The organism is Aeromonas sp. s12 (genome assembly GCF_040907925.1).
Lineage (GTDB): Bacteria > Pseudomonadota > Gammaproteobacteria > Enterobacterales > Aeromonadaceae > Aeromonas > Aeromonas veronii.
Genome location: NZ_JBFOCT010000022.1, coordinates 275,224 through 300,101, shown reverse-complemented (window position 1 = coordinate 300,101; position 24,878 = coordinate 275,224). Strand labels below are relative to the sequence as shown.

Sequence of the window (24,878 nt, the reverse complement as noted above, 5' to 3'; positions counted from 1 at the left end):
GGGCTGCCGGGTGGTGACTGCCATCGCCGCCCGGCTGTCGCAAGTGTGGCAAGTGCCCCGTCTGTGTTGAGGCGGGGTTTTGCTGTTTGAAGTGATGTTCGAGGTGGTGGGGATGAAACGGCTGATCAAAAACGGTGTGTTGGTCGATGCGCAGGGTGAATATCGTCAGGATCTGCTGATCGAAAACGGGGTGATCCGCGCCCGTGCCGCCGATATCCAGCCCGATGGCGAAACCGAGGTGATCGATGCCAGCGGCTGCTATGTGATGCCGGGTGGCATCGATGTCCACACCCACTTCAACATCGATGTGGGGATTGGCCGCAGTTGCGATGACTTTTTCAGCGGTACCCGTGCCGCCGCCTGTGGTGGCACCACCACCATCATCGACCACATGGGATTTGGCCCGGCGGGGTGCAATCTGCATCACCAGCTGGCCCGCTATCACGACTATGCCGCCGATCAGGCGGTTATCGATTACAGTTTTCACGGCGTTGTCCAGCATGTGGATGACGCCATCCTCCACGAGATGGCCGCCATGGTGCAGGAGGAGGGGATCAGCAGCTTCAAGCTCTATCTCACCTACCAGTACAAGCTGGGTGATCACGACGTGCTGCGCGCCCTGGCCCGCCTCAAGGAGGTGGGGGCGCTCGCCACCGTCCATCCCGAGAACGATGCCGCCATCGCGGCGCGCCGGGCTGCCCTATTGGCCGCTGGCCATCATGAGCCCTGGTATCACCCGCAAAGCCGCCCGCTGGAGTGCGAAGCCGAGGCGGTGGCCCGGATGATCAATCTGGCGGGGCTCGCTGGCAATGCGCCACTCTATATCGTCCACCTCTCCAATGGCTTGGGACTGGAGTATCTGAAACTGGCGCGTCGTCAGGGTCAGCCGGTCTGGGTGGAGACCTGCCCGCAATATCTGCTTTTGGATGATTCCTGCTACTACTGGGAGAACGGAGTCGACTATCTGCTCAGCCCGCCGCTGCGCTCACGCCGCGAGCAGGACAAGCTGTGGGTCGGTATCGCTGCGGGCGACATCGATACAGTGGCGACCGATCACTGCAACTTCTCCCACGCCCAGCGCATGACCCTGTCAGGCGGCGATTTCAGCCGCTGCCCCAACGGCTTGCCCGGGGTCGAGAACCGGATGCTGCTGCTGTTTGCCCACGGGGTATTGGGCGGGCGCATCTCGCCGTCGCGCTTTGTGGCCCTCACCAGCGCCAATTCGGCACGCCTGTTTGGCCTCTGGCCGCGCAAGGGCAACTTGCAAGCGGGGTCTGATGCCGATCTGGTGCTGATGGATCCCCGTGGCGAGACTCTGATCCGCCATGCCGCGCTGCATGACAACGGTGACTACAGCCCCTACGAGGGGATGCGCTGCCCCGGCCAGATCAGGATGACCCTCAGTCGCGGCGAGATAGTCGCTCGCGACGGCGAGTTTACCGGACAACGGGGGCATGGCCGGTTTTTGGCCAGAGCACCCTTTGATCCACTGCTGGGCGAAGCGGTCAGAGAACAGCAATCAGCACAGCAATAGACAGAACAACAGAGTCGGTATGACACCGGCCCACCCTTATCATCGGAGAGCACAAGATGAAACAGCGTATCGTACTGGCCCTGGGGGGCAACGCTCTGGGCAACAACCTGCCCGAGCAGATGAAGGCGGTGCAGAGCACGGCGCACACCATCGCCGACCTGATCGCCCAAGGGCACGAGGTGGTGGTCACCCACGGCAACGGGCCGCAGGTGGGGATGATCCAGCAGGCGTTCGAAGTAGCGGCCCGCCACGAGCCCAAGTCCCCCCATCTGCCGATGTCGGTCTGCGTGGCTCTGAGTCAGGGGTATATCGGCTATGACCTGCAAAATGCTCTGCGCGAAGCCCTGCTGGAACGCGGCATCCACAAGCCGGTCGCCACGCTGGTGACCCAGGTTGAGGTGGATAAAAATGATCCCGCCTTCCACGACCCCAGCAAGCCCATCGGCGGCTTCTTCTGCAAGGAGGAGGCCGAGGCGCTGATGGCCAAGGGCGAGCGGCTCAAAGAGGACGCCGGTCGCGGCTATCGCCGTGTAGTGGCCTCCCCCAAACCCGTCGACATCATCGAGAAAGAGACCGTCTCTGCCATGCTGGCCGCTGGTCAGGTGGTGATCACCGTCGGTGGCGGCGGCATTCCGGTGCTGCGCGAAGGCAATCACCTGCGCGGTGCCAGTGCGGTGATTGACAAGGATTGGGCCAGTGCCAAGCTGGCGGAGCTTATCGACGCCGACATGCTGATCATCCTTACCGCGGTAGAGAAGGTCGCCATCAACTTCGGCAAGCCCGATGTGCAGTGGCTCGATCAGCTGAGCGTGGCCGATGCCAACAGCTTTATTGCACAGGGGCAGTTTGCCAAGGGTTCCATGCTGCCCAAGGTGGAGGCGGCGCTCTCGTTTGCCACATCTCTGCCGGGGCGAAAATCCCTCATCACCCTGCTGGAAAAGGCAGCCGAGGGGATCGCTGGCAAGACCGGTACCGTGATCAGCTTGTAATCATGCGTATTGACCCGCAGGGGCATCCGGCCCCCTGATAGAGTGTGGAGCCTTGGCTCCACACTCAGTTTTATTGGGATGGCGGTGACGGATCATCACTGTCGATCGTGTTCTGCAGGCCAGATGAACCGCTCTGTGGGAGTGGCAATGGGGCTAGTTGGAGTGGCAACCGGTTTTTGTGGATGGCAGAAACCTGTAGAGGCCGATACCGGCGAGCAAACCAATCATCGCCAGCAGCAGCCAGATGACTGTGGCGGGGTGGCTGCCCGCATCCCCCAACATAAAACCGATGAGCAGGTTGCCAAAGAGCGCCATGCAGCCGCCAGCGCTGGCATAGAAGCCGTAGTAGCTGCCGAGCTGCTCGGGAGGGGCGTATCGGGGCAGTTGGGCGGAAAAGAGTGGGAAGCAGAGAATGGATCCGAGCGATAGCAGGGCTACCTGCGTCAACACGCCTGCCGTCGGCCAAGGTGCCAGCAGCGGTAGAGCCAGGTAGCTCAAGCCCATCATCCCGATACCCAACCCCATGGCGAGCGGCACTCCCAGGTGCCTCTCTACCAGACGGGAGGCTGGTAGCTGGAGCAGGACGCCGATCACCGCCGAGAGGGTAAAGACGCCGCCGAGCAGGTGGGTGGCATCCGGCAGACTCTGGATATGGGCGGGCAGGGCGAGATAGAGCTGGTGGAACAGGATCTGGTAGCTGCCCGCCAGCAGGGTAAACACGATAAATGGGCGCTGGCGCACTATCTCTCTCCATTGGCGCAAAATGGCGCCACGCGGACTCTGGTGGCTCACCGGGCGTTTGGGCAGCACCCGGTATTGCAGCACGCCGAGCAGGGCGAACAGACTCGCCGCCAACAAGCCGGTCAGGGTATAGCTCTGCTGGGTCAGTGTCAGTCCAACCAGGGGCCCGAGCAGCATGCCCGCCTCGCTGGCGAGATTGTGCAGGGCAAAGGCGCGCTGACGCTGGCTCGGGTTGTGGCATTCGCTGGCAAGATACGCCTGGGCGCAAGGGGTGAACAGGGCCCCCGCAAAGCCGGTGAGGGCGGCGGCCAGCAGCAGGATGGGCAGGGACTCGGCCCAGCCGAGCAACACGAAGCCTATGGAGCGCACCAGGCAGCCCCAGACGATGGCGGGGTGATAGCCGATGCGATCCCCAAGGGTGCCCCCCAAGAGAAAGAGCCCCTGCTGGCTGAAGACCCGCATCCCCATGACCAGGCCACAGGCCCAACCGGCGAGACCCAGCCCGCTACCCATGTGCTGGGCGAGGAAGGGCATCATCATGTAGAAGCCGAGGTTGAAGGCCAGCCCGTTGGTGATAAGCAGGCGGGCAGCCGGGCTCATGCCCTGCCAGTCCCGCCAGTAGGAGGCGCCGTTCATGTGCGCCTCCCGCCAGCGCGTGGGTAGGTGGTTGCAGGGGGGGCGCAGCGCTGTGTCATGAGGCCTTTCGAACGGTTCTGAGGAAGGGGATGCCGCTCTGATCGTGGCTTATCTCCACCGGCACATGGTAGAGGCGCTCGATGAGGGCCGCGTCGAGCACCCGGGCGGGGGGGCCGAAGGCCTGCAGATCGCCCCCTGCCAGCACGATCAGCTGATCGGCAAATTGGGCTGCGAGGTTGAGATCGTGCAGCACCACCAGGGTGATCCACTGCTGCTCGCGGGTCTGCTGACACAGGTGCTCCATCAGTTGCATCTGGTGGTGCAGATCCAAGGCGCTGACCGGCTCGTCCAGCATCATGATGCGGGGATCGCGCAGCAGCACCTGGGCGAACAGTACCATCTGTCGCTGGCCGCCGCTCAAGGAGTAGAGGGGGCGATCCGCCAGATGGGCGATGCCGAGCGCCTGCAGGGCGCGACCTGCAGCCAGGATGTCCTCGTCCGCCAGACGCATGGAGAGGCTGTCGAGGCGACCGAGTACCACCACTTCGATGACGCTCAAGTCCAGCTCCAGCTGGATGTTCTGGGGCATGTAGCCAAACTGCTGGCGCCATTTGGCCTGCGTCATCTGGCGGGCGCTCTGGCCCCCCAGGCGGATGTCGCCGCTATCCGGGGTCAGTTCACCAAAGAGGGCGCGCATCAAGGAGGTCTTGCCGGTCCCGTTCGGACCGATGATCACGTGGACCTGACCCGGATGCAGGGTGAGGCTGAGATCTCGCAGCAGGGTCTGCTGGCCGAGGGAGAGGGAGAGGGAGAGTCGGGATATTTCAAGCACGTTTACGCCCCCTGCCGAGGATCAACCAGATGAAGAAGGGCACGCCAATCAGGGCGGTGACAATGCCGATGGGAAAGAGAGCCCCCGGAATAATGGACTTGGAGAGCACCGAGGCCGCCGAGAGCATGCAGGCGCCGCACAGGGCCGAGAGCGGGATCAAAAAGCGCTGATCCTCCCCCACCAACATGCGAGCAATATGGGGCGCCACCAAGCCAACGAAGCCGATGACACCGACGAAACTGGTGGCGGTGGCGGTGAGCAGGGCGACCAGGATCAGGGTCTTCATGCGCAGTCTGTCGACATTGACCCCGAGGCTGCGGGCGCGGGCTTCCCCGAGGCGAAGGCTGGTGAGGGCCCAGGCATCCCGGTAGATGAGCAGGGTGCAGATCAGGGTGACGGCGGCGGTGATGATCAGGGAGTCCCAGGTGGTGCGCATCAGGCTGCCAAACAGCCAGAACAGGATCTGCTGGTTGAGCTCGGGGGAGGAGAGAAACTGCAGCAGGGAGAGCAGGGATTGGAACAGGAACAGCAGGGCGATGCCCGCCAGGATCAGGGTCTGGCTGCTGACATGGCGCATCATGGCCAGGCCAAATAAAAGGCTCGCGGCAAACATGCAGAGGATGAAGGCGCCAGCCGGAATGGCAATCAGGGGAGGGAGCCCAAGACCGCCGGTATAGAGCGCCAGTGCGGCACCGAGCCCCGCTGCCGCCGCGAGCCCCAGGGTGTAGGGGCTGGCCAGCGGATTGTCCAGCAGGGTCTGCATCTGGACGCCGCCAAGGCCCAGCGCCGCACCGACCACCAGCGCCATCAGGGCGATGGGCAGGCGCATGTCATGGACTATGGTGCGGGTCATGGGATCAGCCTGGGCGGGGGTGAGCAGGGCATCGACCACTTTGCCCAGTGGCAGCAGAGAGGGGCCGGTGGCGATGTCGAGCACCAGGGTAATGCACAGCACCAGGGTGAGCAACAGGAGCCAGTGCCCGCGACGGCGCTCCCGTTGCCGCTGGCGGGCGAGGGTCTGCTGCAGGGCAGCCAAATCATTCATGATGACAATCCTGAAACGGGCGCCATGAGAGGCGCCCACAAGGGTGAAAGAGGGATTAAGAGGGCTTTGCCTAGACAGGCAGAGCCCGAACGACCAGATTCAGTTTGCCTTGCCCGGCTTGATGCCCAGCATAAAGGTGCCCTGGGGACGGATGGGCAGATAGCGCTGGTAAAAGCCCTGATAGGTGGCCAGTGGATCGAGATCCTGGAACAGATCCGGGTAGAGGGCCTTGGCCATGAACTCGATGAGCGCGGCATCCATGATGCTGCGGGTGGCGCCGTGATAGACCGCATAGAGACGACCCTGCTGCACTGCGGGCAACTCGCTCCAGCCCGGGCGGGCGGCAAAGCCCTGTAGGCGCTGGCGCACCGTCTCGGCCGACACATCCTGGCCGACCTGCATCGCCTCTGCGCTGCTCACGCTCTCGTAGCCAGCCATCAGGATGACCTCGGGTTTGCTCGCCAGCAGTTGCTCAGGATGGATGGGGCCCCAGCGCTCGACGAAGGGAGCCGCGACGTTGTCACCCCCGGCCAGTAGGGCCATCGCACCCCACATGTCCTTGCCATAGGTGTAGCTGTATTCTGCAGGTCCCTTGTCACCTAGCTCGATATAGACCCGAGGGGGCTGGCGCTTCGCGGCGGCGATGCGGGAGGTGATGATGTCAATCTTGGCCTTGTATTCGTCGGCCATCTGTTGGGCACGAGCTTCCTGACCTGTCACCTTGCCCAGCAGCAAGGTGCTCGCCATGTGGCGCTCCAGGGTCTGGGCGTTGTAGTCGATGACCACCACCGGGATCCCAGCCTGTTCGAAGCGTGGCAGATCCGGGCCGAGGGCCTCATATTGCCACTTCGCCAGGATCAGCAGATCGGGCTTGACCGCCAGGGTCTTCTCGATGGAGAAGCTCTGATCCTGCACATTGCCAAGGTCAGGCACCTTGGCCAGTTGCGGCAGGCTGGCCACATAGAGCGACCAGATGGCGGGGCGGGATTTGACGAACCAGCCACGGGACATGCCCACCAGCCGATCGGCGCCGCCTTCACCGGCCACGGCCAGATAATCCTCGGGATAGAAACCGAGCACGATACGGCTGGCCGGCAGGCTGAGGGAGACCTTGCGGCCCATCACATCTTCTATTTCAACCGGGGGATTTGCCTGCGCCATCCAGCTCATCAGGGCGAGCTGACCGAGCAGCAGCAACTTTGCCAGGGGGTGACGAAACATCTTGTGAAAACCTTAAACGGATTTTGGGGTGAGAAGTATTAGCATTTGCGTTTAATGGTGGCAATCGATTTTACCAGGGGTCAGATAAGGGACGTATATAGCGTGTTGGTCGTTCGAGGCCCACCTTGGCAAGGTTCTTCGCCAACGCCCCTCTTCAGGGGGCGTGCACGTTTGGGCTGTCGGCCCCCACAAGAGTAAGATGGCACTTTTCGGGGCTGGTTAGCCCGGCATGCAGGCGCACAGGCGCCAAAAAGGCAGAGTAATGAGCACAAAGATCAATATGGCGGCGCTGGTGGGATTGATCCTGCTCACCGCTATCTGGAGTTACAGCTGGATCGTGATGAAGCAGGTGATGCTCTACGCGGGGGCCTTCGAGTTCACCGCCCTGCGCTGCCTGTGCGGATCTCTGGTTTTGCTGCTGGTGCTGGCCCTGCGCGGCCGCCGTTATCTCAAGCCCACCCCGTTTCGCTATACCTTGGCCATCGCCCTGTTCCAGACCTGCGGCATGGTGGGGCTGGCCCAGTGGGCCCTGATCAGCGGCGGGGCGGGCAAGGTGGCCATTTTGAGTTACACCATGCCGTTCTGGGTGGTGATCTTCGCGGCGCTCTTTCTCGGCGAGCGGATGCGCAAGCTGCACTATCTGGCGGTCGGGGTGGCGGCCTGCGGGCTGCTGTTGGTGATCCAGCCCTGGCTGCTGCACCTTGAATCCCTCAAGAGTGCGCTCTTGGCGATCCTCTCCGGCATCTGCTGGGGGATCAGCGCCATCATCGCCAAGCGGATGTATGCCCGCCACCCTTCGGTGGATCTGATGTCCCTCACCACCTGGCAGATGATCTACGCCACCCTGGTGATGACACTGGTGGCGGCGCTGGTGCCGGAGCGCCCCATCGACTGGCAGCCCTATGTGATGGGGGCGCTGGCCTATAGCGCCATCTTCGCCACCGCCATCGCCTGGAGTCTCTGGCTGTTTGTGCTGAAAAAGCTGCCTGCGGGGATTGCCAGCCTCAGCACCCTGGCGGTGCCGGTGACCGGTGTGCTGCTCTCCTGGTGGCTGCTCGGCGAAAATCCGGGGCCGGTGGAGGGGAGCGGTATCGCCCTTATTGTGCTGGCATTGTTGGTGATTAGCCGCAAGGGCAAGCGCTCCGTGGTATCGGTGGCGGGGGAGACCCGCATCAAGCACGGCTGAGCCGATTGCTGGCAACGAAATAAAAAGGGCCCGCCATCATGGCGGGCCCTTCTGGTTTTAAGAACACTCTCTTATCTGCGCTGAGCCAGATGCATCATGGCTTCCAGCACGGCGCCGCCGATAGCGCGCGCCTTGTCAGAGACGGTGGAGGCATCGGCGCGCTCGCCACGCGGATCGATATCGCCAATCTTGAAGCCGACCGGGACTTCAATGCCATCACTGAGCAGCCCCCGCACCATGCCGGAGAGGGGCGCGATAATGGGGGCATCCCCTACATGGGCAATCACATCTCCCTCCTGCACCAGATCACCGAGCTTGATAATGCTCTTCATCACCCCGGCGACGGGGGCGCGCACCACCCGGCGGGCGGAGTGCCCCTCGATGACACCGGGAATGCCGGTATTGGGCTGGGCGGGGCCCTGATAGATGACTCGGCCCAGATGGTGGCCACGGTTGGTTTCGATCACCGCATCGCAGTCGCGCCCCGCCTCAAAGCCCGGGCCGAGGGCCACCGTAATGTGGGCCATCTCCTTGTGGGTGCCGAGGTTCTGCTTGGCGAGGATGGCATCCACCAGATAGCGGGGCTTGAGCTCGGCGAGGGTGGCGCAGTCGGGGTCAACCAGTAGCGGAATGACGCCCCGATCCAGCTGCTCGAACGCTTGCTCAACGCTCTCGACCCGCTTGGCGCACACACCCTCGACCCTGGTTTCGCCATCGAACATCCCTTGAGCGAAGGCGACGGTGCGGCGGATCACCGTGGGTTTGTCGAGATCCAGCATCACCACCTTGAAGCCGGCATTGTGCAGGCGCAACGCGACGCCGGTGGCGATGTCGCCGGAGCCGCGCATCACCACCAGTTGATCCCGCTTGAGGCGCACGTCATCCTGCATTAGCCCACCCGATTTGCCGTTTTTCACTTGCAGCAGCTCGGCGAGGATGCTGATGGCTATCTCCTCGGGGGTCTCGGCACCTATGTTGTAGCCGATGGGGGCGTGCAGCCGCTGCAGTTGTTCGTGGCTCACCCCTTGCTGGCGCAGGGCCTGGGTGAAGGTCTGCACCTTGCGCTTGCTGGCGAGCAGCCCCAAATAGGCGAGGGGGCGGTTGATGAGCCGCTCCAGCGCCTCCTTGTCCTGATGGTTGGTGGCGATGATGACGAAGTTGGCGGGCTCGATGGCCAGCGCCTCGATCACCGCGCTGATGGTATCGGCCTGTTTGAGATGGGTGCCGGCGGGGAAGTGATCGGGGTTGAGGCTCCCTTCAAAACAGTCGCCCACATGGATATCAAAACCCAGAGTCGCCGCAGCATGTGCCAGCGCCCGGTTGACGTGACCAGCACCAATGAGCACCAGCCGGGGGCGCAGACCATAGACATCGATATAGACCGACATGGCGCCGCCACAATCCGACCCGACCGCATGCTCGCCGTTGCGGGCCATCCGGCCGTGGAAGATGCGCGGCTTGCGCTCGGCAATGGCGGCTATCGCTTCCTCGATCACCAGCCGCTCGATCATGCCGCCGCCGATGGTGCCGAGGATCCGGCCATCGGCCATTACCAGCATCTGGGCCTGATGGCGAGGCGTGGATCCACGGCTCTCGATGATCTGGGCCATGGCAAAGGGAGTGTTCTCCTGTTCCAGTCGGGCTGCGTGTGCAAAAAGATTCATAAGGTACCTCTTCTTATCCTTAAACCATCATGGGCGAGGCGGCTGTGCCTCATCCTGAGCGAAGTAACCGAGTGCGAGGCGAATGGGCTGTGGTTCGCGAACCGCCCCCTGCCAGATGGCGTGGATCTCGGGGTGGCGGCTATGCAGCTTTATCAATTCATCGAGCCACGACGCCTCATTTTGATAATCCCCATTGATAAACCAGATCCGGCGCGCCCTGGCCGGGGTGCCCTTGAACAGCCCCTCGGGGTGGGAGAGCAGCTGGTGAAACAGGGCCCAGTCGAGCGGGGCACCGGCCTCTATCCCGCACAGGGCCTGAAGCTCTGCCCAGCGGTGGATCTGCTGCGGGTCGGCCTTGGCCCCCACCATGGCACCTCCCGTCAGGGCGATCACCCAATCACTGCTCTGGGGAATGCAAGGTTCGTGCAAAGCGGGCACTTTCAATAACTTGTGATTGGCGCCATCCGCCTCGACCAGGATCAGATCGAAGCGCTGCTGCCCCTTGATGAGATCAATCTGCTGGGGCGTGGGGCCCGCCACCTTGCCGCTGGCCTGATCGATATGGCTGAACAGGGCGACCAGAGTCGGTTCATCGGGCAGCTGCTGACAGCGGGTCAACTGGCGGACGGGATCGGCTTCCAGGATCAATTCCCGATAGTGTGACGGGGCAGGCAGAAACATCCTGGTGGTGGTGGTAATTAGCACCCTTTTACCCTGTTTATAAAAATATTCCGCCAGCCTGAACAGGGTGCTGGTTTTTCCACCGGCCCCGCAGAGGCTAATTAAGGTAGTATGGCTATCAATATTTTTGGTGAGCGGGTTTAATAGCGGATCTATATCTGGAAATGCGACAGCAACAGCGTGTGGGTGCGACATAATGACGACCAAAATAAATATCGAAGGGAGTGGAAAACAACGTTGCCAGGAACAGGTGCAGTGTGACTGTATAATAACGGCGGCGGGTTTATCTTCCCGAATGGGCACCTGGAAAATGATGCTACCTTATTGCCAGGGGACAATGCTTGATGCAAGTCTCAAAAATGCCCTGGCCTTTTGTCAGCGGGTTATTCTGGTGGTGGGCCATCGTGGCGAGGAGCTTCAAGCGCGCTACGGATCACGGCCGGATATTGTTGTCGTCTACAACCCCGACTATCGGCAGGGGCTGGGCAGCTCCATCCGCTGCGCTCTGGCGGCCAGTGACGCTGACTACCTCTTTATCAGCCACGGGGATCTCCCCTGTATCCCGCGCGAGGTCTATCAACAGCTCTGGCAGGCACGGGGTTGTGAGGCTCTCTTTCCCACCTGGCAGGGGGAGGCGGGCCATCCGGTGTTGCTGCCAAAATCCCTTGCCCACGAGCTGGCTGCAGCCCCGGTGCAGCCGTCGGTACGACGCTGGTTGCAAGGGCATCCGCACCGTATGGTGCCCGTTGACAGCCCCGCCATCCTGTTTGATGTGGATACTCCGGAGCGCTATCAGGCGCTGCTGGGTGGTATTCTTGAAAATGAGAGCGAGCCCACGAAATAACCCAGTTTAAAAAGATAACGGGGAGATAAATGGCGTATCAAAGTGATATTTCTCGCACTTGATCTGATAGGGTGAGTTCTTTTTGAACTGCTCATTAAGTAAATTCCAGAGTGATTGATAACTACTCGCAATACCCATAATGGTGGCATCGTAAATTCTCTCCATTAATTGGAGCTGCCTCACGCTTTTACCGTAAAAAATAGTTTTGTAACTGTAGTGGCCTGATTGTTGCTCCTCTCCTTGCCAAGGGGGAACACCCGTGCGGGATACCCCATTTATTCATGCTGCCAATGGGCAGAACAGCTGCAAGGAGATAGCCATGGGCGATATTATGCGACCCGTTCCCTTCAAGAACCTTCTGACCCGTATTTTTGCGGAATATAAAGAGAGTCAGAGCATTTTCGGTATTCCCGCCGCACAATTTTATCGCAAGCAGGACGAGCGCAAGATCAAGGTGTTCGGTGAAACCTGCGAGACCCCCATCGGCCCGGCAGCCGGCCCCCATACCCAATTGGCCCAGAACATCGTCACCTCCTGGCTGACCGGCGGGCGCTTTATCGAGCTCAAGACGGTGCAGATCCTGGACCGTCTCGAACTGGAAAAGCCCTGCATCGACGCCGAAGACGAGTGCTTCAACACCGAGTGGTCTACCGAGTTCACCCTGCCCAAGGCGTTTGACGAGTATCTGAAGGCCTGGTTTGCCCTCTATCTGCTGGAGGAGGTGTTCGACCCCCGTCTCGACGGAGAGGCCAAGTCCTTCATCTTCAACATGAGCGTGGGTTACAACCTCGATGGCATCAAACAGCCACCGATGCAGCAGTTCATCCACAGCCTGATGGATGCCAGCAGCAATCCGAAATTTGCCGAGTACCAGCAGGTGGTACGTGACCTCGTGGCCGACGAGCAGTTTATCGCCGAGCTGGGACTGGGGGCGCGCCGCGATCGCCTGCAACAGCTGGTGGAGCACATCCCGGCCAATCTGGTTCACGGCGTTACCCTCTCTACCATGCACGGCTGCCCACCGAACGAGATTGAGGCCATCTGCCGCTACATGCTGGAAGAGAAGGGGCTCAACACCTTCGTCAAACTGAACCCGACCCTGCTGGGCTACCCGCGGGTGCGCGAGATCCTCGATACCTGTGGCTTTGATTACATTGGCCTGAGCGAAGAGTCGTTCGATCACGACCTCAAGCTGGAGCAGGCCAAGGCGATGCTGACCCGTTTGATGGCGCTGGGGGTCGAGAAGGGGCTCACCTTCGGGGTCAAGCTGACCAACACCCTGGGCACCATCAACCGCAAAGGTGCGCTGCCGGGGGATGAGATGTATATGTCCGGCCGTGCGCTGTTCCCGCTCTCCATCAACGTGGCGGCCGTGCTGTCTCGCGCCTTCGATGGCAAGCTGCCCATCTCCTACTCCGGTGGTGCCAGCAAGTTCAATATCGCCGAGATCTTCGAGACTGGTATTCGTCCCATCACCATGGCCACCGACCTGCTCAAACCGGGTGGCTATCTGCGCCAGCTGGAGTGCCTCAAAGAGATCGATGCCTCCGATAGCTGGGGCATGAGTCGGGTGGATGTGGCCAAGCTGGAAGCGCTTGCCGCCAAGGCCCTCACCATGGATTACACCCAGAAGGAGTGGAAGTCCGACGATCGCATCGAAGTGGGTGGCGGCCTGCCGCTGACCGACTGCTACGTAGCGCCCTGCGTCACCGCCTGCGCCGTGCATCAGGATATCCCCGAGTACATTCGCCTGATGGGCGAGGGGGAGTATGTCGCGGCCCTTGAGCTGATTTATCAGCGCAACGCCTTGCCCGCCATCACCGGCCATATCTGCGATCACCAGTGCCAGTACAACTGCACCCGTCTCGATTACGACAGCGCGCTCAATATCCGCGAGCTGAAAAAAGTGGCCCTCGAGTTGGGCTGGGAAGGGTACAAGGCTCGCTGGCATAAACCGGCAGGCAGTGGTGACAAGCACCCGGTTGCGGTCATTGGCGCCGGCCCGGCCGGTCTCTCCGCCGGTTACTTCCTGGCCCGTGCCGGCCATCCGGTCACCGTGTTCGAGCGCGAAGCGGATGCCGGTGGCGTGGTCAAACACATCATCCCCGAGTTCCGCATCCCGGCCGAGCTTATCCAGCACGATATCGACTTTGTCGCCGCCCACGGGGTCAAGTTCGAGTTTGGCTGCGATCCGGCGCTCACCATCGACAAGCTGCACGCCCAGGGCTTTACCTATGTCTTCGTCGGCATCGGTGCCGACAAGAACGGTGGCATGCGCCTCGAAGGGGGTCACGAGCGGATTTACAAATCCTTCCACTTCCTGCGCAGCTTCAATCAGGGCAAACCGCTGCCGCTGGGCCGCCATGTGGCGGTGATCGGCGCCGGTAACACCGCCATGGACTGCGCCCGCGCCGCCCTCAAGGTGCCGGGTGTCAGCGATGTGACCGTGATCTACCGTCGCAGCGAAAAAGAGATGCCCGCCTATCGCGAGGAGTATCTGGAAGCGGTAGAAGATGGGGTGCGTTTCTGCTTCCTCACTAACCCAGAGCGCTTTGACAAAGATGGCAAGCTTGTCGTGCGGATGATGGCGCTGGGGGATCCTGACGAGCAGGGCCGCCGCCGTCCGGTGCCCACCGAGCAGACCGAAGTGATGCAGATGGATGCGCTGATCACCGCCATCGGCGAGCAGCCTGACTGCGAGGTGCTCAAAGCGATGGGCATTCCCTTGGGCAGCGATGGCTGGCCCGAGGTGGACAGCCAGACCGGCGAAACCAGCCGTCGCAACGTCTTCCTTATCGGTGACGTGCAGAGCGGCCCGTCCTCCATCGTCGGTGCCATCGGTGGCGCCCGCCGCGCCGCGGATCTGGTGCTCTCTCGCGAGCATATAGCCAGCCAGCAGAGTGAAGTGACCATCCAGCCGTCGGGCAAGGATGAGATCTACCGCCGCAAGGGAAGCATCGCCGTCACCATGGTTGACAAAAACGAGCGCGATGCCTTCGTGGCGCAAGAGGCGCACCGTTGCCTCGAGTGCAACTACCTCTGCAGCAAGTGCGTGGATGTCTGCCCCAACCGGGCCAACGTCGCCATCGCGGTGCCGGGCTTCAAAGACCAGTTCCAGACCCTGCACCTGGATGCCTACTGCAACGAATGTGGCAACTGCGCCCAGTTCTGCCCGTGGCAGGGCAAGCCCTATCAGGACAAGGTCACCATCTTCAGCCTGCCCGAGGATTTCGACAACAGCCGCAACCCTGGTTTCTATCTGGCGGATGGTGGCGAACTGCGGGTGCGTCAGGATGGCGAGACCTATCGCCTGACCATCGACGCCCAGAGCCGGATCAAGGATGCGCCAGCGGCCCTTGGCGACATGTGCCGCATCATCAGCCATGTCCACGCTCATCACCAATACCTGCTGGGGGCCGTCGAGGCCTGAACGAACAACGAATAAGCGAAGGAGCACACCATGTTTATTCTGAAGAACGTCACCGCCGTCCAGCTGGAGCCGACCCGGGTGCTGGAAGGGGTGGATATCGCCATCGAAGGCACCCTTATCAAAGCGGTGGGGCCCAATCTGCGGGCCCTCTACCCGGAGGCCAACTATCGGGAGATGGGGGGCAAGCTGGTGATGCCGGGCATCGTCTGTGCCCACAACCACTTCTACTCAGGCCTGTCGCGGGGGATCATGGCCAACATCGCCCCCTGCCCGGACTTTATCTCCACCCTGAAAAACCTCTGGTGGCGGCTCGATCGGGCGCTCGATGAGGAGTCCCTCTACTACAGCGGCCTCATCTGCTCGCTGGAAGCAATCAAGAGCGGTTGCAGCGCGGTGATCGACCACCACGCGTCGCCCAACTTCATCAAGGGATCGTTGAATGTATTGCGCAAAGGGTTTGTGGAGGCGGGTCTGCGCGGCATGACCTGCTTCGAGACTACGGATCGCAACGGCGGCCTCGCCGAGCTGCAGGCCGGGGTGGAGGAGAACATCCTCTTTGCCCAACAGATCGATGCGGCCAAAGCCAAGGGGAACGAACCCTATCTGGTGGAGGCCCATATCGGCGCTCACGCACCCTTCACCGTACCCGACGAGGGGCTGGCCATGCTGCGCGAAGCGCGGCAGGTCACCGGTCGTGGTCTGCATATCCATGTGGCGGAAGACCGCTACGACATGGCCCACGGCCACCACCACTATGGCAAGGAGCCCATCGCCCGGCTGGACGAGTTTGGCCTTATCGACAGCAAGACTCTGATCGCCCACGGCATCTACCTGAGCCCGGCTGACATCGAGCTGCTCAACAGCCGCGATGCCTTCCTGGTGCATAACGCCCGCTCCAACATGAACAACCACGTGGGCTACAACATGCACCTGCCGGAGTATCGCAATCTGGCGCTCGGCACCGATGGTATCGGCTCCGACATGCTCGAAGAGCTCAAGTTCGCCTACTTCAAACACAAGGATGCCGGCGGAGCGCTCTGGCCCGACAGCTTTGCCCGGTTCCTCTGGAACGGCAACACCCTGCTGGAGCGCAACTTCGGCGCTAAATTTGGCCGCCTGGAGCCGGGTTACAAGGCTGACCTCACCATCTGCGACTACGCCGCACCGACCCCGCTGGCACCGCGCAACCTCGGCGGCCATCTCGCCTTTGGCATGGGCTCTGCCAGCGTCAACAGCGTGATGGTCGAGGGGCGCATGGTCTATCAGGATCGCGAGTTCGCCTTTGACGTCGAGCCCATTTATCAGCAGGCCAGCAAGGTGGCGAGCCGCCTGTGGCAACGGATGGATCAGCTGGCCTGAGGCCACCCTCCGCACGTTTGGACTGAATTGCCCGCCTTGTGGATTTTCCCGGCGGCGGGCAGCAAGAGTAAGGACGACACATGATTGAGCAATTCTTCCGACCCGAGCAACTGGGTCAGGCTTTGGAACTCAAGGCCCGCTTTGGCAACGACGCCGTCTACATGGGGGGCGGCAGCAAGCTCAACGCAGCCCCGACCCGCACCGACAAGAAGGTCGCCATCTCGCTGGACAAGCTCGGACTTGGCCAGATTGAGCAGCAGCACGGCCAGCTCCATATCGGCGCTACCGTTACCCTGCAGACCCTGAAAGATGATCCCCGTACCCCGGCCGCCCTGTGCGAGGCGCTGGGGTTTGTCTACTCCCGCCATCTGCGCAATCAGGCCACCATCGGCGGCGAGATTGCCTGCCAGCAGCAGGATTCCCCCTTGCTGCCGGTGCTGCTGGTGCTCGAAGCGGTAGTAGTGCTTGAAAACAACCTGCTGCAACCCATCGACGCCTATCTGGCGGGGCAGCGCAATGCCCTGGTGCTGGGAGTGGTGCTGCCGGAACCGGAACTGCGCTGCACCACCCGCCGCATCAGCCGCAATGCCGATGGCCTGGCGGTGATGACCGCCGCGGTGGCCCTCGACAGCATTGGCGAGATGCGGGTGGCCGTCGCTGGCGTCACCCCGCAGCCGATGCGCCTGCGGGATCTGGAGCGCCGCGATCTGCACGATGCCGCGCTGGAGGCCGCCGTGAGTGAGCTGATTTCGCCCCGTGAGGATCTGGCGGGCAGCATAAGTTACAAGCGGTATATCACCGGTGTAGTGGTAGCGGATCTGCTGGTGGACTGCCAGCAGCAGGAGGTGCAAGCATGATGGAACTCAACTTTACCCTGAACGGTGCCCTGCGCACCGTCATCACCGCGGCTGGCGAGAATGCCCAGCGGGTGCTGTTCAACCAGTGCCGGATGCACTCGGTGCGCAACAGCGACGACGGTTTTGGCTTTGCCGGCTCAGATGCCATTCTCTTCAACGGCAAGGTGATCAACGCCTCCCTGCTGATCGCCGCCCAGCTGGATGGATCCGACGTGCGCACCGCCGAGTCGCTCGGCAGCTGGAACCAGCTCAGTCTGGTACAGCAGGCGATGGTGGACGTGGGGGTGGTGCAGTCCGGCTACAACGATCCGGCCGCCGCGCTCATCGTCACCGACCTGCTTGATCGCCACCCCGAGCCCACCCGTGATCAAATCGACGATGCCCTCTCGGGCCTGTTTCACCGCGATGGCGGTTATCAGCAGTTCTATCAGGCCATCGAGCTTGCCTGTTCACGGATGAAGGATCCCGATTACCTGTGCCAGATCGCTCCCGAGTTTCGCGACGATTTGCGCCATATCGGCAAGAGCTGTCCGAAAGTGGACGCCGCCAAGATGGTGCAGGCCAAGCCCTGCTACGTGGAGGATCGGGTTACTGAGGATGCGCTGATCATCAAGATGCTGCGCAGTCCCCATCCCCATGCGGTGATCACCAAACTCGACGTGAGCCGCGCCGAGGCGCTGCCGGGCGTCGTGCATGTTATCACCCACCTCAACTGCCCGGATGTGTTTTACACACCGGGTGGTCAGAGTGCTCCCGAGCCGTCACCGCTCGATCGCCGTATGTTCAGCCGCAAGGTGCGTCACGTCGGTGACCGGGTCTCCGCCGTGGTGGCCGAGAGCGAAGCCATCGCATTGGCTGCGCTCAAACTCATCGAGGTCGAATATCAGGTGCTGCCTGCGGTCATGAACATCGATGAGGCGATGGCTCCCAACGCACCCCTGGTGCACGACGAGTCCATCGTCTACATGGCAGGGGCGCCGGCGGATCTCGAGCAGCAGAACGCCAGCTCGGTACGTCGCGGTGACGAGCACATGATCATCAACTTCCCCATCGGCTCCCGCCCGCACGAGAACCTGGCCGCCAGCGTCCATGGCCAGATCGGCGATGTGGCCAAAGGCTTTGCCGAGGCGGACGAGATTGTCGAGCGCACCTACGAATCGACCCAGGCCCAGCAGTGCCCGACCGAGCCGCACATCTGCTTCACCTACATGGATGGGGATCGTCTGGTTATTCACGCATCCACTCAGGTGCCGTGGCACGTGCGCCGTCAGGTGGCGCGCATTGTCGGCATGAAGCAGCACCAGGTGCATGTGATCAAGGAGCGGGTAGGGGGCGGCTTTGGCTCCAAGCAGGATATCCTGCTGGAAGAGGTGTGCGCCTGGGCGACCAAGGTCACCGGCCGTCCGGTCACCTTCCGCTACACCCGTGAAGAGGAGTTCATCAGCAACACCTCCCGCCACGTGGCTAAGGTGAAGGTGAAAGTGGGGGCCAAAAAAGATGGCACCATCACCGCCATCGACATGGATTTTCGCGCCAACACCGGCCCTTACGGCAACCACTCATTGACGGTGCCGAGCAACGGCCCGGCGCTCTCCCTGCCGCTCTATCCGTGCGACAACGTGCGCTTTACCGTCAACACCTACTACAGCAACATCTGTCCGACCGGGGCCTATCAGGGTTACGGCGCTCCCAAGGGCAACTTTGCCCTGACCATGGCGATTGCCGAACTTGCCGAGAAACTGGGCATCGATCAGCTTGACATGGTGGAGCACAACCGGGTGCACGAAGGGGACATCCTCAAGGTGCTGGGTGCCATCGGCGAGGGCAAGATGCCCACTTCGGTGCCCCATGCGGCCAGCTGTGCCCTCGAACCCATCCTCAAACAGGGTCGCGAACTGATTGCCTGGGATAGTCCCAAACCCGCCGACGGGGATTGGCGCATCGGTCGTGGCGTCGCCATCATCATGCAAAAATCGGGGATCCCCGATATCGATCAGGCCAACTGCATGGTCAAGCTGGAATCGGACGGCACCTTTATCGTCCACTCCGGTGGCGCCGATATCGGCACCGGCCTCGATACCGTGGTGGCCAAGCTGACCGCCGAGGTGCTCGGTTGCCCGCTCAGCGATGTGCACGTCATCTCTGGCGATACCGACCATGCGCTATTCGACAAGGGGGCCTACGCCTCGTCAGGTACCTGCTTCTCCGGCAATGCGGCCAAGATGGCGGCAGAGAACCTCAAGGCGAAGATCCTGTTCCACGGCGCCGCCATGCTGGGCGAGCCGGTGGAGGATGTGGAGCTGGTTCACCCGGGGATCGTGCGCGGCAAGCAGGGGGAGGTGAGCCTCGCCAAGCTGGCCCACAAAGCGGAGACAGGTACCGGCTTCGGCATTCTGGTGGGCACTGCCAGCTACATCACCTCTGAGCTTGCCTTCCCGTATGGGGCCAACTTCGCCGAGGTGGCGGTCAACGTCAGAACCGGCGAGATCCGGCTCGACAAGTTCTACGCTCTGCTCGACTGTGGTACCCCCATCAACCCGGAACTGGCGCTCGGCCAGATCTACGGGGCGACCATGCGGGCCATCGGCCACACCATGAGCGAGGAGATCTGCTACGACAGCAAGGGCATCCCGCTCACCCGGGACCTCAAGAGCTATGGCGCGCCCAAGATTGGCGATATTCCGCGCGACTTCCGGGCCTTCCTGGTACCGAGTGATGACAAGGTCGGCCCTTACGGCGCCAAGTCCATCTCGGAGATCGGGGTGAACGGGGCCGCGCCCGCCATCGCCACCGCCATCCACGATGCCTGCGGTGTCTGGCTGCGCAAGTGGCACTTCACGCCGGAGCAGATCCTGCGCGAACTGGGCAAGCTGGAGCAAAAAGTGTCGGCATAACAAAAGAAAAGGTGAGGGGCGGGCGCCAGCTCGCCCCCAGCGCCTGACGGTGGAATGAGTACTCCGCCTACATTCTGTGTGATGGGACAAATACGATGTCTAAAACAACACGCAAGCACTCGGATCTCATTTACGAGCTGGAAGACAAACCCCCGTTTTATCAAACCCTGATGGGCGCAGTGACCCATCTGCTGGCCATTTTTGTTCCCATGGTGACCCCGGCGCTGATCGTCGGCGGCGCCCTGGGCCTCTCCACCGAGACCACCGCCTATCTGGTTTCCATGGCGATGATCGCCTCCGGTATCGGCACCTGGCTGCAGGTAAACCGCTATGGCCCCATAGGTTCGGGGCTGCTCTCCATCCAGTCGGTCAACTTCTCCTTCGTGACCGTGATGATCGCCCTCGGCGGCGCCATGAAAAAAGATGGCATCCACGAGGAGCTGATCGTCTCGACCCTGCTCGGGGTCTCTTTTGTCGGCGCCTTTCTGGTGATGGGCTCCTCCTTCGTGCTGCCCTACCTCAAGCGGGTGATCACCCCGACCGTGAGCGGTGTGGTGGTGCTGATGATTGGCCTGAGCCTTATCAAGGTGGGGATCATCGACTTTGGCGGCGGCTTCTCCGCCATGAGCAGCGGTACCTTTGGCAAATATGAGAACATCGGGCTGGGGCTCTTGGTGCTCTGCGTCATCGTCGCCTTCAACTGCAGCCGAAGCCCGCTGCTGCGGATGAGCGGCATCGCCATCGGTCTGATGGTTGGCTATGCGGTGGCCCTGATGCTCGGCATGGTGGATTTCTCCGCCCTTGAGAACCTGCCGCTTATTACGGTGCCGATCCCGTTCAAGTACGGTTTCTCCTTCGATTTTCACGCCTTTATGTTAGCGGGCACCATCTATCTGTTGAGCGTGCTGGAGGCGGTGGGGGACATCACCGCCACCGCCATGGTCTCCCACCGGGATATTCAGGGGCCTGAATTTCAAAAGCGGCTCTCCGGCGGCGTGCTGGCGGACGGGTTGGTCTCGGTCATTGCCTCGGCCCTCGGTTCCCTGCCGCTCACCACCTTTGCCCAGAACAACGGCGTCATCCAGATGACCGGGGTGGCCTCGCGCCACGTGGGCAAGTTTATCGCCGTTATTCTGGTGCTGCTGGGGCTCTTCCCGGTTGTGGGGCGCTTCTTTACCACCATACCGTCACCTGTGATGGGGGGCGCCATGGTCATCATGTTCTCCATGATCGCCATCGCCGGTGGTCGCATCATCATCAGCCACGGTTTCGATCGGCGGGAGACCCTGATTGTCGCCACTTCGCTGGGTCTTGGGCTCGGTGTCTCCTATGACCCGAACGTCTTCAAGGTGCTGCCAGCGGGTATCTACATGCTGGTGGAGAACCCCATCTGCGCCGGCGGCATCACCGCCATCATCATGAATCTGGTGTTGCCGCAAAGCCGAAAGCGCAAGGCGGCCGTCAGGGATGCCGAGGCGGTGGAGGTGATCCAGCTGAGCGACAAGCCGGATGTGATCTTTACCGCCCGCAGTGCGGGCCAGCCATCGGCCAGCAAGGGGGAGGGTTCACCAGAGCCAGTGCCCGGGCAGGCGGTGGCGCCACAGGTGGAACGGATCTGACGGTTAAACCGGCAAAAAACGTCAACAGAACAAGCAAAACAGGGAAACGGTTATGAAAAACGACAACTCTGTCAAAGCGGTACGCGGCAGCTTCTTCGATATTACCCGGGTGGTGGATCAGCCCGAGGAGATTGAGTCCAACGCGCGCCTTATCGAGGATGGCCTGCTGATCATTCGCAACGGCTGCATCGACTGGTTTGGTGAGTGGGAGGAGGGGAAAGATCGCATTCCGGCCGAGGTGCGGGTGCGCGATTACCGCGGCAAGATGATAGTGCCGGGCTTTGTCGATACGCACATTCACTATCCCCAGAGCGAGATGGTGGGGGCCTATGGCGAGCAACTGCTGGAGTGGCTCAACCGCCACACCTTCCCGGCCGAGCGGCGTTACAACGATCTCGAGTATGCCCGCGAGATGTCCACCTTCTTTATCAAGCAGTTGCTGCGAAACGGCACTACCACGGCGCTGGTGTTCGGCACCGTTCACCCCGAGTCGGTGGATGCCCTGTTCGAGGCGGCCAGTCGCATCAATATGCGGATGATCGCCGGCAAGGTGATGATGGATCGCAACGCGCCAGATTATCTGCTCGATACCGCGCAGAGCAGTTATGTGCAGAGCAAGCAGCTTATCGAGCGCTGGCACGGCAATGGTCGCCTGCTCTATGCCATCACACCACGATTTGCACCCACCTCGACACCCGAGCAGCTGACGATGGCGCGGCGACTGCGCGAAGAGTTTCCCACCACCTATCTGCACACCCATCTGTGCGAGAACAAGGACGAGATCGCCTGGGTCAAATCCCTCTTTCCGGCGCACAAGGGTTATCTCGATGTCTATCACCAGCATGGCCTGACCGGCCACAACTGTGTGTTTGCCCACTGCGTCCATCTGGAAGAGCAGGAGTGGGATTGCCTGAAAGAGACCGGCTCCACCATCGCCTTCTGCCCCACATCGAATCTTTATCTGGGCAGCGGTCTCTTCAAGTTGCACAAGGCGTGGCGCAAGCAGGTGAAGGTGGGGATGGGCACCGACATCGGCGCGGGCACCACCTTCAATATGCTGCAGACCCTCAACGAGGCCTACAAGGTGATGCAGTTGCAGGGTGAGCGGCTCTCGGCCTATCAGGCCTTCTATCTGGCCACCCTGGGCGGCGCCCATTCGCTGGGGCTGGATGAGAAGATCGGCAGCTTTGCGGTGGGCAAGGAGGCGGACTTCGTGGTGCTCGACCCGGTCGCCACCCCGCTGCAGCAGTTGCGTTATGACAACTCCACCACCCTGCGGGACAAGCTCTTTGTGCTGTTGACCCTGGGAGATGACAGATCCATCTACCGCACCTATGTGGATGGCCAACTGGTGCATGAACGGGGGTAGGGGCTGGAGTGGGCTGCCGCGGCGCAGCCCCGACGAATACGGCGGCTGGCGTACCCAACAGGAGGCCAGTCTTGCCGCACCACAGGGGATCTCCCCGCATAGAACGTGAAATGGCCCGGTTTTTTTGATCAGCAAGGCAAACGTTTGAGTCAAGGCTGCCTGCCCTGGTCTGTCTGTCGCATCTTCTGCCACCATCGCCTGTTTCTCATCAGACTGGCGCGAGGCAGATCCGCAGATCCTGTCGCCATTTCGTCATGGAACATTCAGGCGCGTGTGAAGGAGTTGGGTATGACCCAAGCAAACAGCAGGACAAACAGCGTGGAACAGCTGGCCAATGATGACGCCAGCCAGAGCGCACCAAAGCAACAGCCGCTCACGGCTCTTGATCGCTACTTTATGATCAGCGAGCGGGGCAGCAATGTCAGACAGGAGGTTCTGGCGGGCCTCACCACCTTCCTTGCCATGGTCTACTCGGTGATAGTGGTGCCGAGCATGCTCGGCAAGGCGGGCTTTCCTCCCGGCGCCGTGTTTGTGGCCACCTGTCTGGTGGCGGGTTTCGGTTCGCTCTTGATGGGGCTCTGGGCCAAGCTGCCGATGGCCATCGGCTGCGCTATTTCCCTCACGGCGTTTACTGCCTTCAGTCTGGTGCTGGGGCAGCAGATCCCCATTCCGGTGGCGTTGGGGGCCGTTTTCCTGATGGGGGTGCTGTTTACCGCCATCTCGGTGACCGGGGTGCGTAGCTGGATACTCGACAACCTGCCGATGGGAATTGCCCACGGTACCGGCATCGGGATTGGTCTCTTCTTGCTGCTTATCGCTGCCAACGGGGTGGGGCTGGTGATCAAGAACCCGCTGGAGGGGCTGCCGGTGGCGCTGGGGGCTTTTACCTCCATGCCGGTCATTATGTCCCTGATCGGCCTTGCGGTGATCTTCGGGCTGGAGAAGCTGAGAGTACCGGGGGGGATCCTGCTGGTGATCATCGCCATCTCAATCTTCGGCCTGATTTTCGATCCGGCGGTGAAGTATCAGGGACTGTTCGCCCTGCCGAGCCTCTCGGACGATCAGGGCAAGTCCCTCATCTTCAGTCTGGATATCATGGGGGCCCTCTCGCCGCTGGTGCTGCCCAGCGTGCTGGCGCTGGTGATGACGGCGGTATTTGATGCCACAGGCACCATCCGCGCCGTGGCGGGCCAAGCCAACCTGCTCGATAAGGATGGTCATATCATCAACAGCGGCAAGGCGCTCAGTGCCGACTCGGTCAGCAGCATCTTCTCCAGTCTGGTGGGGGCGGCTCCGGCTGCCGTCTATATCGAATCGGCCGCGGGCACGGCGGCGGGGGGCAAAACCGGCCTGACCGCGACCGTGGTCGGCGGCCTCTTCCTGCTGATGCTGTTCCTCTCACCGCTCTCCTATCTGGTGCCCGCCTATGCCACCGCACCGGCCCTGATGTATGTGGGGCTCTTGATGCTGAGCAATGTCACCAAGCTCGATTTCGATGACTTTGTCGGGGCCATGTCCGGGCTGGTGTGCGCTGTCTTTATCGTGCTCACCTGCAATATTGTCACCGGCATCATGCTTGGCTTCAGCTCGCTGGTGATCGGCCGCATCTGCTCGAAGGAGTGGCACAAACTCAACGTCGGCACCGTGGTCATCGCCCTGGCACTGGTGCTCTTTTATGCTGGAGGATGGGCTATTTAGGGATAACCCGCCCGTTTGGGGCCGCACTGGCGGTCCCATTTTTATGCCTGCGGCTTTTTATGTCTGCGTTGCTCAGCCTGTCTTGGCTGGCTATCACGTCTCGGTCGTCTCCGTAGTTGGGTGGTCTCATCGCGATACCATTTTGATAAATCCCCCTACCAGATTGATAGGCTCCCACCCTTGCTCTCCTCGCTCTGCCGCTTTTTTCACCGCTGATGTGCCCCGTTTGCTCAGGGGCTGCCCCTGGCTTGTCGCTGCGAGCCAACAAAAGCGGGCTAG

17 protein-coding genes are annotated in these 24,878 nt (G+C 61.6%); 11 read left to right on the top strand and 6 right to left on the bottom strand.

The features are described 5' to 3' along the window. Nucleotides 1–112: 112 nt before the first annotated feature. Together hydA and arcC are read left to right on the top strand one after the other, a co-directional pair. Nucleotides 113–1,534, top strand: a complete 1,422-nt coding sequence (hydA, locus tag AB5Y67_RS11050; RefSeq protein ID WP_199427994.1) for a dihydropyrimidinase — start codon at nt 113–115, stop codon at nt 1,532–1,534. A 56-nt stretch (nt 1,535–1,590) separates the two neighbouring features. After that, nucleotides 1,591–2,523 carry a carbamate kinase gene (arcC, locus tag AB5Y67_RS11045; protein ID WP_199427991.1) on the top strand — a complete coding sequence of 311 codons (933 nt, stop codon included), beginning with the start codon at nt 1,591–1,593 and terminating at the stop codon, nt 2,521–2,523. A gap of 153 nt (nt 2,524–2,676) precedes the next feature. Here arcC and AB5Y67_RS11040 read toward each other — a convergent pair whose 3' ends face one another. The 4 genes from AB5Y67_RS11040 to AB5Y67_RS11025 all read right to left on the bottom strand — a co-directional run bounded on the left by AB5Y67_RS11040 (nt 2,677) and on the right by AB5Y67_RS11025 (nt 6,998). Beyond that, the gene (locus tag AB5Y67_RS11040) at nt 2,677–3,900 is read right to left on the bottom strand and encodes an MFS transporter (protein ID WP_199427990.1); all 1,224 of its coding nucleotides are present in this window, start codon (nt 3,898–3,900) and stop codon (nt 2,677–2,679) included. A gap of 55 nt (nt 3,901–3,955) precedes the next feature. Then, nucleotides 3,956–4,732, bottom strand: a complete 777-nt coding sequence (locus tag AB5Y67_RS11035; RefSeq protein ID WP_199427989.1) for an ABC transporter ATP-binding protein — start codon at nt 4,730–4,732, stop codon at nt 3,956–3,958. Then, nucleotides 4,725–5,777 (bottom strand): iron ABC transporter permease, encoded by a 1,053-nt coding sequence (locus AB5Y67_RS11030; protein WP_199427988.1) that lies wholly within the window; start codon nt 5,775–5,777, stop codon nt 4,725–4,727. The genes AB5Y67_RS11035 and AB5Y67_RS11030 overlap by 8 nt, the downstream gene beginning before the upstream one ends. A 99-nt stretch (nt 5,778–5,876) precedes the next feature. Further along, nucleotides 5,877–6,998 (bottom strand): ABC transporter substrate-binding protein, encoded by a 1,122-nt coding sequence (locus AB5Y67_RS11025; protein WP_199416310.1) that lies wholly within the window; start codon nt 6,996–6,998, stop codon nt 5,877–5,879. 262 nt (nt 6,999–7,260) lie between these two features. On the opposite strand from AB5Y67_RS11025, the gene AB5Y67_RS11020 reads away from it, so the two are divergent. Next, on the top strand, nt 7,261–8,184 hold the full coding sequence (locus AB5Y67_RS11020; protein ID WP_157160733.1) for a DMT family transporter: 924 nt from the start codon (nt 7,261–7,263) through the stop codon (nt 8,182–8,184). Nucleotides 8,185–8,255: 71 nt separating this feature from the next. On the opposite strand, the gene yqeB is transcribed toward AB5Y67_RS11020, so the two are convergent. Next, complete coding sequence (yqeB, locus tag AB5Y67_RS11015) at nt 8,256–9,848, bottom strand: selenium-dependent molybdenum cofactor biosynthesis protein YqeB (RefSeq protein WP_199427987.1); 1,593 nt, start codon at nt 9,846–9,848, stop codon at nt 8,256–8,258. A gap of 27 nt (nt 9,849–9,875) precedes the next feature. Then, complete coding sequence (gene yqeC / locus AB5Y67_RS11010; RefSeq protein ID WP_150389053.1) at nt 9,876–10,724, bottom strand: selenium cofactor biosynthesis protein YqeC; 849 nt, start codon at nt 10,722–10,724, stop codon at nt 9,876–9,878. A gap of 1 nt (nt 10,725) precedes the next feature. Between yqeC and mocA the strand changes: the two genes are divergently transcribed. From mocA to AB5Y67_RS10970, 8 genes are all read left to right on the top strand, one after another. Beyond that, nucleotides 10,726–11,373, top strand: a complete 648-nt coding sequence (gene mocA, locus AB5Y67_RS11005) for a molybdenum cofactor cytidylyltransferase (RefSeq protein WP_223849298.1) — start codon at nt 10,726–10,728, stop codon at nt 11,371–11,373. 319 nt (nt 11,374–11,692) lie between these two features. After that, nucleotides 11,693–14,803 (top strand): putative selenate reductase subunit YgfK, encoded by a 3,111-nt coding sequence (ygfK, locus tag AB5Y67_RS11000; protein WP_270819647.1) that lies wholly within the window; start codon nt 11,693–11,695, stop codon nt 14,801–14,803. A gap of 30 nt (nt 14,804–14,833) precedes the next feature. Further along, nucleotides 14,834–16,162: a putative aminohydrolase SsnA gene (gene ssnA, locus AB5Y67_RS10995; protein ID WP_270819648.1), complete on the top strand. Its 1,329-nt coding sequence runs from the start codon at nt 14,834–14,836 to the stop codon at nt 16,160–16,162. A gap of 80 nt (nt 16,163–16,242) precedes the next feature. Beyond that, nucleotides 16,243–17,019: a molybdopterin-dependent oxidoreductase FAD-binding subunit gene (ygfM, locus tag AB5Y67_RS10990; protein WP_270819649.1), complete on the top strand. Its 777-nt coding sequence runs from the start codon at nt 16,243–16,245 to the stop codon at nt 17,017–17,019. Continuing rightward, nucleotides 17,016–19,913 (top strand): molybdopterin-dependent oxidoreductase Mo/Fe-S-binding subunit, encoded by a 2,898-nt coding sequence (locus AB5Y67_RS10985; RefSeq protein ID WP_270819650.1) that lies wholly within the window; start codon nt 17,016–17,018, stop codon nt 19,911–19,913. The genes ygfM and AB5Y67_RS10985 overlap by 4 nt, the downstream gene beginning before the upstream one ends. A gap of 95 nt (nt 19,914–20,008) precedes the next feature. Continuing rightward, nucleotides 20,009–21,532 (top strand): nucleobase:cation symporter-2 family protein, encoded by a 1,524-nt coding sequence (locus AB5Y67_RS10980; RefSeq protein ID WP_151285968.1) that lies wholly within the window; start codon nt 20,009–20,011, stop codon nt 21,530–21,532. Between the two features lie 52 nt (nt 21,533–21,584). Continuing rightward, nucleotides 21,585–22,901: a guanine deaminase gene (guaD, locus tag AB5Y67_RS10975; protein WP_151285969.1), complete on the top strand. Its 1,317-nt coding sequence runs from the start codon at nt 21,585–21,587 to the stop codon at nt 22,899–22,901. Between the two features lie 396 nt (nt 22,902–23,297). Next, on the top strand, nt 23,298–24,599 hold the full coding sequence (locus tag AB5Y67_RS10970; RefSeq protein ID WP_180343373.1) for an NCS2 family permease: 1,302 nt from the start codon (nt 23,298–23,300) through the stop codon (nt 24,597–24,599). Nucleotides 24,600–24,878 lie beyond the last annotated feature (279 nt).

Excerpts from the sequence above, each read along its gene's own strand:
- yqeC (WP_150389053.1), bottom strand. The coding sequence starts at position 10,724 with ATGTCGCACCCACACGCTGTTGCTGTCGCATTTCCAGATATAGATCCG.
- guaD (WP_151285969.1), top strand. The coding sequence starts at position 21,585 with ATGAAAAACGACAACTCTGTCAAAGCGGTACGCGGCAGCTTCTTCGAT.
- AB5Y67_RS11020 (WP_157160733.1), top strand. The coding sequence starts at position 7,261 with ATGAGCACAAAGATCAATATGGCGGCGCTGGTGGGATTGATCCTGCTC.
- hydA (WP_199427994.1), top strand. The coding sequence starts at position 113 with ATGAAACGGCTGATCAAAAACGGTGTGTTGGTCGATGCGCAGGGTGAA.
- ygfM (WP_270819649.1), top strand. The coding sequence starts at position 16,243 with ATGATTGAGCAATTCTTCCGACCCGAGCAACTGGGTCAGGCTTTGGAA.
- AB5Y67_RS11030 (WP_199427988.1), bottom strand. The coding sequence starts at position 5,777 with ATGAATGATTTGGCTGCCCTGCAGCAGACCCTCGCCCGCCAGCGGCAA.
- AB5Y67_RS11025 (WP_199416310.1), bottom strand. The coding sequence starts at position 6,998 with ATGTTTCGTCACCCCCTGGCAAAGTTGCTGCTGCTCGGTCAGCTCGCC.
- mocA (WP_223849298.1), top strand. The coding sequence starts at position 10,726 with ATGACGACCAAAATAAATATCGAAGGGAGTGGAAAACAACGTTGCCAG.
- arcC (WP_199427991.1), top strand. The coding sequence starts at position 1,591 with ATGAAACAGCGTATCGTACTGGCCCTGGGGGGCAACGCTCTGGGCAAC.
- AB5Y67_RS10980 (WP_151285968.1), top strand. The coding sequence starts at position 20,009 with ATGTCTAAAACAACACGCAAGCACTCGGATCTCATTTACGAGCTGGAA.
- AB5Y67_RS10970 (WP_180343373.1), top strand. The coding sequence starts at position 23,298 with ATGATCAGCGAGCGGGGCAGCAATGTCAGACAGGAGGTTCTGGCGGGC.
- AB5Y67_RS10985 (WP_270819650.1), top strand. The coding sequence starts at position 17,016 with ATGATGGAACTCAACTTTACCCTGAACGGTGCCCTGCGCACCGTCATC.
- yqeB (WP_199427987.1), bottom strand. The coding sequence starts at position 9,848 with ATGAATCTTTTTGCACACGCAGCCCGACTGGAACAGGAGAACACTCCC.
- AB5Y67_RS11040 (WP_199427990.1), bottom strand. The coding sequence starts at position 3,900 with ATGAACGGCGCCTCCTACTGGCGGGACTGGCAGGGCATGAGCCCGGCT.
- ygfK (WP_270819647.1), top strand. The coding sequence starts at position 11,693 with ATGGGCGATATTATGCGACCCGTTCCCTTCAAGAACCTTCTGACCCGT.
- ssnA (WP_270819648.1), top strand. The coding sequence starts at position 14,834 with ATGTTTATTCTGAAGAACGTCACCGCCGTCCAGCTGGAGCCGACCCGG.